The organism is Streptomyces sp. NBC_01515 (genome assembly GCF_045040345.1).
GTDB lineage: Bacteria > Actinomycetota > Actinomycetes > Streptomycetales > Streptomycetaceae > Streptomyces.
The window spans coordinates 10,758,260-10,770,351 of sequence record NZ_CP109416.1 but is presented as its reverse complement, the minus strand read 5'-3'; the positions used below and the strand labels follow the sequence as shown (position 1 = coordinate 10,770,351).

Sequence of the window (12,092 nt, the reverse complement as noted above, 5' to 3'; positions counted from 1 at the left end):
GGTCGAGCGGTGGGCGACGCCCCGTGCCGCCGCTCAACCTCCGAAGAAGCCACCCGAAATAGCCGGGAAAAGGAACGTTGACAGGCTCCCCCGACATGGAAGATGCGCATGCGGCGTCCGCCGACGCCTGGGAGCAGATCTGCTCGGAGAGCTTCGTCCGGCTGCGGGGTACCGCGGACGGCCCGGCTGACCCGGCTGCCCGTCCGGGGCGGCATCCCGTACGACAGCAGCAGGCCCTACGCTCCCACCTTCCCGGAGCCTGACATCCGGGAACTCCTCCTCCAGGTGCCGCGCCCACCGTCCGTCTCACCCGGTGCGCGACGGGGCAGGACGGGCGTGGCCTCGGGACCGATGGTCAGGCCGTTGACCGAGCGCGGATTCCCGGTACCGATCCGGCGCACACGCGGCACGTTCGGCTCCTGCTGCGTCCTCGATCCCCCGCGACGCGAGCGCGAAGACGGGCTCGACACCCGGAGCCGGGGTGATCCAGCAACCCTGGTCCGGCCGGACGTACCGGCCTGCACAACTGCCGTGCTGGACACGGATGTCGCAGTCATCGGAGAGGCGAGCGCCCGAGATCTCGCAGACCTGTCCGCGATTCTCCCGCCGGCCCTCCCGAGAATGCGGGAAACGGCTCGCCGGAGCGGGACCGCGATAGTGGACTGCACATGAGTGGACTAGACAATTAAGCCGCTTCAGCCCCCGGGCGACGTCCCGGAATGCGGCGCCTCCAGGACCCGGCCGGTCTCGGCGCATATTGCCCCACCGAGACCGGGCCGACATGACGACTACTCAATTGTCATATGCCCCAGGGTGTTTATACCTCCAGGCTGGCCTCAAGGCGCTTGAGGTTATGCCTCGCCAGCGCCAGATTGCTGCGCTCACGGTCCAGCGCCAGATACAGGAAGAGCGAACCGCGTGCGCTCGCCAGCGGCCTGATCAGGTGGTATTGCTGACTGAGAGTGATCAGGATGTCCTCGATGCGGTCGTCCACGTTGATGGACTTCAGCGTGCGCTGCTTGGCCCGCACGACCTCGGTGTTGCCCGCCCCCGCGACCTCCAGGTCCAGATGCGGACCGCCGCCCAACGCCCCCAGCGTCATGCCGCTCTCGTAGTCGACCAGGGACACCCCCAGGGCCCCGTCGATAGTCATCGCTTCCTTGAGTGTCGCCTCAATGTTCACGTGGTGCCTCGTTCCCCTCACCCCGGCAAGATTCAGCATCTCGCCACGAAAACGGTCTCAATGCGAACCGTGCGGGTAACAGACAACACCATCTTTGGTCAGAGTTGCGATAGTTGGCAAACAAAGTAGTCTGCTCGCCGGAGTGACTGAAGGGGGGACCTTTGTCATCGCTCGACGCCGCGCTGGGCCGCGCCCTGAGCACGCCCGGCATCAGCGGAGCCGCGGTACTCGATGCCGTCACCGGCCTCTCCTATGCGGAGTCGGGTGATATGAGTGCCAGTCAGGACTCCTGCGAAATAGCGGAATTGGCGCGCACCCGCCTCGTCCGGGCAGGCGCGACAGGGGAGTTGGAGAGCGTCATCGTGACGACCTCCACCCGGCATCTCGTGACGATCCAACTCCCGCGGCAGGGCGACCCCTTGCTGCTGTGCGCGACCGTCGACCGCGACCGCACGAACCTCACCTGGGCGCTGCGCGAACTGAACCGGTACGCCGACGAGTTGCTGGCATGACGGAAGGCACCGAGGAACCGCTCGCCGACTCCCGCAACGTTCCCGCCCTGTTGGCGGCGCTCCGGACCCGACAGCGTTCCTGCACCGTGATCGTGACCGGCACCCCGGGCGGCTCGATCCATGTGCGGAACGGACTCGTGGTGGCCATGGAAACCCCTGGCGCGCCGGGCATCGAGGGGCTGCTGCTCAGATCGGGCCGGATCGGTGAGCAGGAGTGGTCGGCGGTCCGCGCCTCCGACACCACCCATGAGCACCTCGCCGCCGAACTCGTGGCCCGGGGACTCGTGGGCGCCGGTGAGTTGGAGGTCATCAGCCTCGGCGCGCTCTTCGACGCCGCCTTCGCGCTCTCCCTCGCCGTACCCGACAGCTGGGAAGTCACCGCCCCCGTACCGACGCTGTACCGCAACGCCGGCGTCACCCCCGAGCGACTCCTCGGCGAGGTGTCCCGGCGGATCAACCTCCTTGCCGGGGAGCCCGGTTCGGTCGCCGCTCTCGCCCGCACCCGTATCCAGCCGGCGTCCACCGCACACCTCCCGGAACCCGTCGACAGACTTCCGGCCCGGCTCCGAGCCGTCCTGTCCGCCGCGGACGGCCGCCGGACGGCGAGGGACATCGCCTTCACCCTCGGCCGGGGTCTCTTCGCCGTCATGATCGACCTACGACACCTGCTGGACCGGGGCCTCGTCCGACCGCACACACCCTCGGGGAACGGCCGGCCGAGCACGGCAGCACGCGTCACGCCCTCCGCGGTGACCCCCTTGGCCGCGGCGCCGCCCTCCGCACCCGACTCCGCCTCGCTCCCGCGTCGCCTCTCCGGCCGGAACTCCGCGCCGACCCGCCGACCCCACGACTGAACCACCTGTCCCGTAGCCACGTCCCCACCGGGCTCCCCTCCTGCCTCGTTCTCCCACCGCTTGCACGCAAACAGGAAGAAGACGCCATGAGCGACCCCGTGACCGACCTCCTCATCGCCCTGCGGGACAACGTGATGGGAGTCACCGAGACCACGCTGGCCACCAGCGACGGGCTCGTCGTGGCGAGCGACACGACCAAAACCCACCCCGAGTCCATGGCCGCGGTGGCTGCGGCGACCCTGGCACTCGGCCACCGCCTCGCCGACCAGGGCGGCACCGGCCACCTCCGCGAGATCAGCGCGCGCTGCAGCACGGGCCACGTGATCGTGACGGCCGTAGGAGAGCGGGCACTGCTCGCCGTGGTCGCGGACGACGGCCTGGACGAGGCGGCGTTCCGGCGCGAGATCCCGGCCGTCGCGGCGAAACTGCGCCGGCATCTGGACGAGGACGTGTAGCCGGCCACGTCGAATGCGCCGGTTCCCGATCGACGTGAGGGTGGAAGCAGCAGTACCTCCACGACTCAGGAGCACCATCGTGACCGTGACCGCGGATCTGGCCATCTCCCTCGACGGCTACATCGCCGGCACCGGCGTGACCGTCGACAACCCGGGCGGCGACGGCGCCGAGCCGCTCTTCGAGTGGATCCACAACCTCGCGAGCTGGCGGGAGCGCCAGGGCATGACCGGCGGGGAGGAGAACCGCGACTCCGAGTTGATGCGGGAGTGGTTCGACGCGACCGGAGCGGTGGTGATGGGCCGGATGATGTACGACACCGGGGAGGAGTTCTGGGGCGACAACCCGCCCTTCCGCACCCCGGTCTTCGTCCTCACCCACCGCCCTCGGCCGACCCTCGTCAAGGAGGGCGGCACCACCTTCACGTTCGTCACCGACGGCATCCACAGCGCGCTCGACCGGGCGAAGGCCGTCGCCGGTGACCGGAACGTCGACATCGCGGGCGGTGCGAGCACCGTGCGGCAGTACCTCGCGGAGGGGCTCGTCGACGAACTCCAACTCCATGTGGTGCCCGCCCTCCTCGGCGCGGGCCTGCGGCTCTTCGAGGGCCCGGGCGCGGGACCGCGGCGCGTCGAGCCGGTCAGAGTGGTCGAGACTCCTCTCGCCACGCACCTGAAGTACCGCTTCGGCCCGACCGAGGACTGACCCGTCGTGGGGGGTGTGTCACGCGGCCGCCTCCTCCAACGCGATCGGGTCGCCCACGCGCACCGTCCCCGCCTCCAGTACGTCCAGGTACACGCCGAGGCACGACAGCCGGCCGAGGTCGAACACCGGGATGCGGTGCTCCCGGGCGACCGCGCGCATGAGGCCCGGGTCCGGCGGGAGTTCGTCGTGGCCGAGGGTGGGGATCACGCAGCGAGGGGTGGGGACCAGGACGCGGAACAGCGCCTCCCCCACGCGCAGACGCGACCCGACCCAGTCGTCCTCCGGAAAGCCGGGCCCGCCAAGGGTGTTGACGACCAGGTTCGGCCGGAAGCGGCGCGCGTCGAAGTCCCCGGCGGGATACACGCCGCGCATCCGGTCCAGGGCGGCCGTGGTGACGAGATGGACCCGGCCGAAGTCGAAGAACGTGCCCGGCGCGACACCGCCCGTCGTGATGCTCTCCCCCGTCGCGTCGACCGTCGCCGACTCCCGTACGACGTCCGGGACTCCGCCCTCGTACTCGGGAACGGCGCGCTCCAGCCGGCTGTGCTCCGGTACGACGCCGGAGACGGACACCTGCCGGCCCAGCAGCTTCGACAACTCCGCGTCCAGGCCGGGGTCTTGGACCGGTAGCGCGGTGCCGTCCGGCAGGACGACCCGGACCACACCGGAGTCGTCGAGTCGGCTCCGGCAGCGCAGCAACTCGCCCCACTTCCGGGGGTGTTTGGCGCTGCCCACCGCGCCCGTCCCGTCGAGGACGGCGTAGACCCGGTCCCCGGACAGCCCGTTCTCCGTGACCGCGACAGTGACCACGGCCTCACCCAACATCGACTTCACCGGATACCGGTACAGCGCCGCCACAGTCCCCATGGATCAACTATTGCCGACCCAACTGCCTTCAGAGGGTGAGGAGTTCCTCGTAGAACCCGCCGAATCCCCGTTCGCGGTCGATGAGATGGATCTCCAGGATCCAGTGACAGGCACGACCGGCCTTGTCCGTACGGCGCATGGGCGTGTCGTTCTCGGGGGTGACGTACGACTCGACGTGCGCGCCCTCGATCGTCTCGTGCGGGAACTCGCCGACCAGGTGCCCGGCGTGCCAGCCGCCCAGTTCCCAACCCGCCTTGTCGGCAAGGCGGGCGACCTCGGTGTGCAGGCGGGCGCCGGTGATGTCCGGGGTGCTGTCGAAGAAGCGCCGGCCGGCCGCGAACACCTTGGGGAGGTCGTCGCGCAGCCGGTGCTTGACCGGGTCGTCGCCCAGCACGAAGGTCCGCCCGAAGTCGGCCTCGTACTCCTCGAAGATCGGACCGAAGTCGGCGAACACGATGTCGTCCGCGCCGATCACCCGGTCCGGCGGGTTCTCCTTGTACGGCGCGAGCGTGTTCGGCCCCGAGCGCACGATCCGCTTGTGCCAGTGCCGGGTGGTCCCGAAGAGCTCGTTCGCGAGGTCACGAACCCGGTCGCTGACGGCCCGCTCCCCCTCCCCGGGCGCCACGAGCCCGCGCTCCTCGACCTCCGAGAAGAGCAGCGCGGCCTTGGCCTGGGCATCGAGCAGACCTGCGGCCCGCGTGGGTTCGTCATCAGCCATGGGGCGAACCTAGCCAGCTAGATCGTTCTCGGCAACGTGATTCCCTACGGCGGGCTCGCCGCACCCGGCGATGCGTGACGCGCGGGCCAGGAAGTGGTGCGGGGCGTCCTCGTAACGGGACAGCTCCCACCCGGCCGTTCGCAGGGCGGGGCGGAGGTGTTCCTCGGCGAGGGGGTCGTCAGGGTCGAGGGGGCGGCCGTGACGGGCGGCGCGTTCGGCGCGGCCGGAGGGGTGGAACAGGAGCAGGGTGCCGCCCGGTGCGGTGACTCTGGCCCATTCGCGCAGGGCCGTCGCCGGGTCGGGCACGTGGTTGACCAGGCCCGCGCTGAAGACCGCGTCCGCTGCCCCGGTCGGCAGGGGCAGTCGGCAGGCGTCGGCCAGGAGCAGGCACCCGTCCTTGTCGCGGCCCTCCCGGAGCGCGGCGGTGAGCATCGCGGGTGTGAGGTCGATACCTACGACGAGGCCCGCGTCGCCGACCGCAGCGCGCAGCGCGGGCAGCGCACGGCCGGTGCCGCAGCCCAGGTCCAACACACCCTGGCCGGGCCGGAGTTCCATTCGCTCGACGGCCGCCGCGTACCGGGGACCGTCGTCCGCGAACCGTTCCTCCCAGGTGGCCGCCCGCCGGGTGAAGAAAGCCCGGGTCGCCGTCTGCCCGGCGCGCCCCGCGACGAAGGCGGCGAAGCGCTGGAACACGTCGTCGCGGTGACGGGCCAGCACGGCGAGTTCGGCTGACGCGTTCTCCACGACTCCGGGAGCGGTGGCCGCTTCCTCCGGGAACGCGTCGACGAAGGCGCCGACCGCACCCTCGTCCACCTCCAGGTGGAACTGCATGCCCCACGCCGAGCCGCCGATCCGGAACGCCTGCACCGGGTACCGGTCGCAGGAGGCCAGCAGGGTCGCCCCGGCCGGCAGGTCCATCGTGTCGCCGTGCCAGTGCAGCACCCGCAGCCGCTCGGGAACGGCGGCGAACAGCGCGTCTCCGCGTGCCGCCTCCGCCATCCGTACGTCGGCCCAGCCGACCTGCGTGCCGTTGCCGGGCCGGGCGACCCCACCCGCCGCGACGGCCAGGAGTTGGGCGCCGAGGCACACACCCAGCACGGGCACCTCGGCCTCCAACGCGGCGCGCAGCAGGGCGAGTTCGGCGCCACGGCTGGGGAAGTCCCCGTAGGCGGCCATCGCCCCGCCCATCACCACCAGGCCCACCAGGTCGTCGGCCGTGTCCGGCACCGGGTCGCCCGCCCAGGTCCGGCAGACCCGCGTCGGCAGCCCGGCCGCCTCGATCGCGGCGCCGATGGCGTACGGGCCTTCCTGCGGTGCGTGCTCCACGATCTGGATCACGGGCCACCACCTCCCGCACGACCGTACCCGGACGACGGCAGGACCGAAACGCGGATGCGAGGGCACGGGCCCAGCTCTCCTCGTATCTGCCAGCCGATTTCCCACATCACCTCGGCACACACGAATACCACCGACAGAACGACGGGATCCTGATGGTGAGCGTCACTGTTCGCGGGTTCCTCGGATTTGCCAGGCGGAAGCAAACTCCCAGGTGGCGGATGCGACGGGGTCGGTGACGGGCGGGGCCGGAGCGGCTAGCTTGTGGACTCACAGTCGGTAAGAAATCCGGCAATCCAGACCTTTCCTCTTCTCTGTGAGGCGTTCCGTCATGAGCCTGAGCATCCGCAACCAGATTCCCGGCACTGTCACGGCCGTCACGCCCGGCGCGGTGATGGCGACCGTGAAGGTGCGCCTCGACGGCGGCCAGGACCTCACCGCGGCGATCACGCTGGAGGCCGTGAAGGACCTGGGGCTCGCCGAGGGCACGGCCGTCCGCGCCATGATGAAGTCCACCGAGGTCGCGCTCGCCACCAGCCGGGTGGAGGGGGTGTCCATCCGCAACCAGCTGCCCGGCACGGTCAGCGACGTCGCCACCGGCGGGGCGATGGCCGTCGTCAAGGTCACGGTCGACGGGGGCGAGCTGACCGCTGCGATCACGAAGGACGCGGTCGGCGACCTGGGCCTGCGGACCGGTTCGCCGGTCGTCGCGCTGATCAAGTCGACCGAGGTCTCCCTGGCGACCGTCTGACGCGAGGCCGCCGTAGCCGACATTCGAGTGACGGGCGACGCGTGGGCGCGCACCGGGACCCGGCGTCGGCCCGGTCGCGTGGGAGCGCCTACGCTGCTCGGGGAAGGCAGCCGTAACGAGGCGACCAGCGGAGAAGGGACGTCACCCGTGGCAAGCGACCGACAAGGTACGGCCGAGGCCGCCGACGCGTCCCGTCCCGTTCCGCCCGGCCAGCGTCATGTGCACGGCTGGCCGGTCTCGCACTACGGGCCCGTCCCCCGTTTCCGCCCCGAGCGCTGGAACCTGCGCGTCCACGGTGCCACGGCCGACGGTGCCGAGCGCGTCTGGACCTTCGACGAGCTGGCGCCGCTGCCGCATGTGACGGTCGTCGCCGATCTGCACTGCGCATCCGGCCCGACCTCCACCGACCACGAGTGGTACGGCATCCCTGCCGGCACCGTCCTAGAGCTGGTCCCGCCCGCGCCGGAGGTCACGCACGTCATGGCCTGGGCGGAGTACGGCTACTCCACGAACCTCCGCCTAGCCGACTTCACGGCCCCGCAGACCCTGCTCGCCACCCACCACAACGGCGAGCCCCTCACCGCCGAACACGGCTTCCCGCTGCGCCTGGTGGTGCCGCATCTGTACGGCTACAAGAGCCCCAAGTGGCTGCGCGCCATCGAGTACCTCACCGAGGACCGGCGCGGGTTCTGGGAGGAGCGCGGCTACCACAACATCGCCGACCCGTGGAAAGAGCAGCGCTACTCCTACCAGGAGCAGGACGACGACGAGGCGCGGCCTCCCGGCCGATAGGCCGAAACCCGCCACGCGGCTCGACCAGCACGACACGTAGCCTCGTCCGCATGGTTACGCATCGTTTTGTCGACGTGAACGGCATCCGCCTGCACATCGCCGAGCAGGGCGAAGGCCCCTTGGTGATACTCCTGCACGGCTTCCCGGAGTCATGGCACTCCTGGCACCACCAGATCGGCGCACTCGCCGCCGCCGGGTTCCATGTGGTCGCCCCCGACCAGCGGGGATACGGCAGCAGTGACCATCCGGACGAGGTCGACGCGTACACCATCTTCCACCTGGTCGGCGATGTCGTCGGCCTGATACAGGAGTTGGGCGAGGAGAAGGCGTACGTCGTCGGGCACGACTGGGGTGCGCCGGTCGCGTGGCACACCGCACTGCTGCGACCGGACCTGGTCCTCGGGGTGGCCGGGCTGAGCGTGCCGCCGCCGTACCGGGGGACGCAGCGTCCGATGGCGATGATGCAGGAGATCTTCCAGGGCCGCTTCTACTGGAACTACTTCAACCAACCGGGCGTCGCCGACGCCGAGTTCGGGAGGGACACCCGCACCACGCTCCGCAAGTTCCTCTACTCCGCGTCCGGTTCGGCTTCTCCCTCCGGCGAGATCATGCAGCCGCTGGTCGACCCCGAGAAGGGCTGGCTCGTGGCCATGGAGGATCCCGAGGTGCTGCCGGAGTGGCTCACCGAGGAGGATCTCGACGCGCTGACCGAGAGTTTCTCCAAGGGCTTCACCGGCGCCCTGAACTGGTACCGCAACCTCGACCGCAACTGGGACCTGACCGCGCCCTGGAACAACGCCGTCGTCACCCGGCCCGCCCTCTACATCTTCGGCGACCGCGACCTCGTCCCCGCGTTCCCCGGCGCCCGCGACGTCATCGACCAACTCCCGAACTTCATGCCCAGCCTGGTACGCGCCCCCATCGAACTGCCCGGCTGCGGCCACTGGACCCAGCAGGAACGCCCCGCCGAGGTGAACGCGGCGCTGATCGACTTCCTGACAACCTGCGAGAGCGCAGCCAACGACGGTGGGCCGGGTACAGGGACAGACGGTTCGTGACCGTCCGATCCACGTAGCCCGGTCGCGAGGTCGGGCGGGGAAACCCGCTCGACCCGGTCACCCCCACAAGGAGATCCTCCGGTCATGGAGTTCCTCTGCTACCACCGCGACCGGCCCGCTTCCCTCACCCTGCGCGACGAACTGGTGGAACGGCACTGGTCCTATATGGATCAGTACGCGAAGGAGATGATCGCCCGGGGCCCGACGCTCGCCGACGACGGCGACACCCCCACCGGCAGCGTGCACATCCTCGACCTGCCCGATCCGGCGGCGGCCCGCGCGTTCGCCTTCGACGAGCCCAACTACCAGGCCGGCGTCTACCGGGACGTACTGCTGCGCCGCTGGCGCAACACCCTGGGGCGCACCATGTGGGACTTCCCCGGCGGCCGGACCGGCGGCAACCGGTACCTGGTACTCGGCTTCGGCACCGGGCAGGCGGTCGACCTCACGGTGCCGCCCGGCCGGGACGAACTGATCGCGTACGGGCCCCTGTTGTCCGACGACGGCTCCGCCTGGCTGGGCACGGCGGCGTTGCTCCGGGCACCGGACCCGGAGACGGCACGCGCCGTGCTGACCCGGGACCGGTATGCCGACATCGAGGTGCACAACTGGCAGTTCGGCGGGCGCCCGAGCTGAGCGCCTACGGCACACGAGGACGGGTAGGCCCACCAGCCGCCCGCAGTTCCACCCACGCCTCAAGCGCCGTGGCCTTGCTGTCCGACAATCCCCCGTATCACTGACGCCGCGTCAGCAACCTTCAGCACAGGGCGACTTGAAAACTCCCGACCTCATCACGACAACCTCCCGCGAGGACCGGCCCGTTACCCGTACGTGCACCCCAACCTTTCTACAACCTCATCCCACGAACGCCCTCCCCGGGGGCAGTTCGCCCTGTCGACCCTAGTCGGGGCCGCGGTCGCCGCCCTGTTGTTGGTCGGCTGTTCCTCCTCGACGCACCCCACGATCTCGAAGGCGGTCGGCGCGGCCTCGACGGCGGCGGGGGCGGGGGCGGGGGCGTCGAGATCGGCGGGTCCCTCCGGGGAGAGCAGACCGGTCTACTCGTACAAGAAGGCCGTCCGGGAGACCGTCTGGGTCGACACCGGGCGCGACGACGACCGTGACGGGAAGAGCGACCGGGTGGCCGTCGACATCGTGCGTCCCGCCGAACCCGCCGCGAAGGGACGGAAGATACCGGTCATCATGGAGGCCAGTCCGTACTACTCCTGCTGCGGCCGCGGCAACGAGAGCCAGAAGAAGACCTACGACGCCAAGGGCCGCCCGGTCGGCTTCCCGCTCTTCTACGACAACTACTTCGTCCCGCGCGGCTACGCGTTCGTCGCCGTCGACCTGCCCGGCACCGGCCGTTCCGACGGCTGCACGGACGCCGGCGGGCCCATCGACATCCAGTCCACGAAGACGGTCGTCGACTGGCTCAACGGCCGGGCCCACGCCTACACCACGCACACCGGCACCACCCCCGCCAAGGCCGACTGGACCAACGGCAACACCGGGATGATCGGCAAGAGTTGGGACGGCAGCATCGCCAACGGCGTCGCCGCGACCGGCGTGAAGGGCCTGAAGACGATCGTCCCGATCAGCTCCATCTCCTCCTGGTACGACGCCTACTTCTCCCAGGGAGCCGGGCTGATGGGCAACGCGCCCACCCCCGGCACGCTGATCCGCACGGTCGAGAGCGACGCCACCGGCGCCCGCTGTGCCGCCGTGAACAAGCCGCTCGGCGACACGAATGTCAAGTCCGGCGCCTGGTCTCCGATTTGGGCCGAGCGTGACTACGTGACGAACGCGAAGAAGGTGACGGCGAGCGTCTTCCTCGTGCACGGCCAACAGGACCTCACCGTCCGCACCAAGAACGTCGGCCAGTGGTGGGACGCCCTCGCCGCGAACGGCGTCGAGCGCAAGATCTGGCTCTCCCAGACCGGGCACGTCGACCCCTTCGACTACCGCCGTACGCAGTGGGTGGACACCCTGCACCACTGGTTCGACCATGAACTCCTCGGCTACGACAACGGGATCGACCGCGCGCCGATGGCCGACATCGAGCGGACCCCGGACCACTGGACCACGGACGCGGCCTGGCCGCCCAAGTCCACAACTCCCCTCATCCTCAACCCAGTTCGGGGCGCGCAGGCGGGCGTGGGCACGCTCAGCACGAAACCCGGAAGCGGCGGGGCCGAGACCTTCACCGACGCCACGGACAAGTCGGAACTCGACTGGGCCGCGCACATCGACCAGCCGACCGGCGAGAAGGCGGGCTTCGTCACCAAGCCCCTCACGAAACCACTGCGCGTCTCCGGCGCCTCGCAGGTGACCCTCACCGCCACCTCGACGACCGCGACCGCGAACCTGTCGGCGGTCCTCGTCGATGTCGGCCCGGCCACCATCCGGGACTACGGCACCGCCGGCCTGGGCATCTCCACGGTCTCCGGAACGTCCTGCTGGGGCGCGAACTCGGCCCAGGACAGCGGCTGTTACAAGAAAACGGCGGCCAAGACCGAGCACGTCACGAGCACCGTCTTCAGCCGGGGCTGGGCCGCGCTCGGCACCGCCGCCGACGCGCACAAGGTCCAGCCGCTCACGCCCGGCGAGCCGTACACCCTCACCCTCACGCTCGCGAGCGTCGACCACGTCGTCCCAGCGGGGCACCGGCTGGCCCTGATCGTCGCGGGCACCGACTGGGGCATCGCCAGCCGCGCGACCGACCGGCCGACGATCACGGTCGATCTGGCGCACACGTCCCTGCGCCTGCCGATCGTCGGCCAACCGGGCCTGCCCGCCGCGTAGTTGTCGGAGCAGCGGGCTGGACGAGGGCCGGTACCCCGGGAATGCCTGCTGGGAGGCGCCGT

General features: G+C 70.3%; 14 protein-coding genes. 10 read left to right on the top strand and 4 right to left on the bottom strand.

Annotation, left to right across the window (positions count from 1 at the left end):
* Nucleotides 1-95 precede the first annotated feature (95 nt).
* Nucleotides 96-263 carry a hypothetical protein gene (locus OG407_RS47540; RefSeq protein ID WP_405867434.1) on the top strand — a complete coding sequence of 56 codons (168 nt, stop codon included), beginning with the start codon at nucleotides 96-98 and terminating at the stop codon, nucleotides 261-263.
* 554 nt (nucleotides 264-817) lie between these two features.
* On the opposite strand, the gene OG407_RS47535 is transcribed toward OG407_RS47540, so the two are convergent.
* Entirely contained in the window at nucleotides 818-1,183 is a 366-nt protein-coding gene (locus tag OG407_RS47535; RefSeq protein WP_403589059.1) for a hypothetical protein, read from the bottom strand.
* 161 nt (nucleotides 1,184-1,344) lie between these two features.
* Here OG407_RS47535 and OG407_RS47530 point away from each other — a divergent pair, with 161 nt between their 5' ends.
* From OG407_RS47530 to OG407_RS47515, 4 genes are all read left to right on the top strand, one after another.
* Entirely contained in the window at nucleotides 1,345-1,695 is a 351-nt protein-coding gene (locus OG407_RS47530; RefSeq protein WP_405867432.1) for a hypothetical protein, read from the top strand.
* Nucleotides 1,692-2,549 (top strand): hypothetical protein, encoded by an 858-nt coding sequence (locus tag OG407_RS47525; RefSeq protein ID WP_405867430.1) that lies wholly within the window; start codon nucleotides 1,692-1,694, stop codon nucleotides 2,547-2,549. The genes OG407_RS47530 and OG407_RS47525 overlap by 4 nt, the downstream gene beginning before the upstream one ends.
* 86 nt (nucleotides 2,550-2,635) lie before the next feature.
* The gene (locus tag OG407_RS47520; protein WP_403589062.1) at nucleotides 2,636-3,004 is read left to right on the top strand and encodes a roadblock/LC7 domain-containing protein; all 369 of its coding nucleotides are present in this window, start codon (nucleotides 2,636-2,638) and stop codon (nucleotides 3,002-3,004) included.
* 79 nt (nucleotides 3,005-3,083) lie between these two features.
* A complete protein-coding gene (locus OG407_RS47515; protein WP_405867428.1) occupies nucleotides 3,084-3,707 on the top strand; it encodes a dihydrofolate reductase family protein in 624 nt (207 codons plus the stop codon).
* Between the two features lie 18 nt (nucleotides 3,708-3,725).
* Here the strand turns inward: OG407_RS47515 and OG407_RS47510 are convergent, their stop codons facing one another.
* The 3 genes from OG407_RS47510 to OG407_RS47500 are packed head-to-tail and all read right to left on the bottom strand — an operon-like array spanning nucleotide 3,726 to nucleotide 6,630.
* The gene (locus OG407_RS47510; RefSeq protein ID WP_405867426.1) at nucleotides 3,726-4,574 is read right to left on the bottom strand and encodes an MOSC domain-containing protein; all 849 of its coding nucleotides are present in this window, start codon (nucleotides 4,572-4,574) and stop codon (nucleotides 3,726-3,728) included.
* Between the two features lie 28 nt (nucleotides 4,575-4,602).
* The gene (locus OG407_RS47505) at nucleotides 4,603-5,292 is read right to left on the bottom strand and encodes a M24 family metallopeptidase (RefSeq protein ID WP_328675166.1); all 690 of its coding nucleotides are present in this window, start codon (nucleotides 5,290-5,292) and stop codon (nucleotides 4,603-4,605) included.
* Between the two features lie 9 nt (nucleotides 5,293-5,301).
* Nucleotides 5,302-6,630 carry a methyltransferase domain-containing protein gene (locus tag OG407_RS47500; RefSeq protein ID WP_405867424.1) on the bottom strand — a complete coding sequence of 443 codons (1,329 nt, stop codon included), beginning with the start codon at nucleotides 6,628-6,630 and terminating at the stop codon, nucleotides 5,302-5,304.
* Between the two features lie 328 nt (nucleotides 6,631-6,958).
* On the opposite strand from OG407_RS47500, the gene OG407_RS47495 reads away from it, so the two are divergent.
* The 5 genes from OG407_RS47495 (at nucleotide 6,959) to OG407_RS47475 (ending at nucleotide 12,030) form a co-directional block, all read left to right on the top strand.
* Nucleotides 6,959-7,378 carry a molybdopterin-binding protein gene (locus tag OG407_RS47495; protein ID WP_266775314.1) on the top strand — a complete coding sequence of 140 codons (420 nt, stop codon included), beginning with the start codon at nucleotides 6,959-6,961 and terminating at the stop codon, nucleotides 7,376-7,378.
* A 147-nt stretch (nucleotides 7,379-7,525) separates the two neighbouring features.
* Nucleotides 7,526-8,170, top strand: a complete 645-nt coding sequence (locus OG407_RS47490; RefSeq protein WP_405867422.1) for a molybdopterin-dependent oxidoreductase — start codon at nucleotides 7,526-7,528, stop codon at nucleotides 8,168-8,170.
* Nucleotides 8,171-8,220: 50 nt separating this feature from the next.
* Nucleotides 8,221-9,228: an alpha/beta fold hydrolase gene (locus tag OG407_RS47485; RefSeq protein ID WP_405867420.1), complete on the top strand. Its 1,008-nt coding sequence runs from the start codon at nucleotides 8,221-8,223 to the stop codon at nucleotides 9,226-9,228.
* A gap of 84 nt (nucleotides 9,229-9,312) precedes the next feature.
* Entirely contained in the window at nucleotides 9,313-9,864 is a 552-nt protein-coding gene (locus tag OG407_RS47480) for a YciI family protein (RefSeq protein ID WP_405867418.1), read from the top strand.
* Between the two features lie 291 nt (nucleotides 9,865-10,155).
* The gene (locus OG407_RS47475) at nucleotides 10,156-12,030 is read left to right on the top strand and encodes a Xaa-Pro dipeptidyl-peptidase (RefSeq protein WP_405867416.1); all 1,875 of its coding nucleotides are present in this window, start codon (nucleotides 10,156-10,158) and stop codon (nucleotides 12,028-12,030) included.
* Nucleotides 12,031-12,092: the final 62 nt, after the last annotated feature.

Coding starts and splice junctions, on each gene's coding strand:
- OG407_RS47505 (WP_328675166.1), bottom strand. CDS start 5,292: ATGGCTGATGACGAACCCACGCGGGCCGCAGGTCTGCTCGATGCCCAG.
- OG407_RS47485 (WP_405867420.1), top strand. CDS start 8,221: ATGGTTACGCATCGTTTTGTCGACGTGAACGGCATCCGCCTGCACATC.
- OG407_RS47520 (WP_403589062.1), top strand. CDS start 2,636: ATGAGCGACCCCGTGACCGACCTCCTCATCGCCCTGCGGGACAACGTG.
- OG407_RS47480 (WP_405867418.1), top strand. CDS start 9,313: ATGGAGTTCCTCTGCTACCACCGCGACCGGCCCGCTTCCCTCACCCTG.
- OG407_RS47510 (WP_405867426.1), bottom strand. CDS start 4,574: ATGGGGACTGTGGCGGCGCTGTACCGGTATCCGGTGAAGTCGATGTTG.
- OG407_RS47495 (WP_266775314.1), top strand. CDS start 6,959: ATGAGCCTGAGCATCCGCAACCAGATTCCCGGCACTGTCACGGCCGTC.
- OG407_RS47525 (WP_405867430.1), top strand. CDS start 1,692: ATGACGGAAGGCACCGAGGAACCGCTCGCCGACTCCCGCAACGTTCCC.
- OG407_RS47540 (WP_405867434.1), top strand. CDS start 96: ATGGAAGATGCGCATGCGGCGTCCGCCGACGCCTGGGAGCAGATCTGC.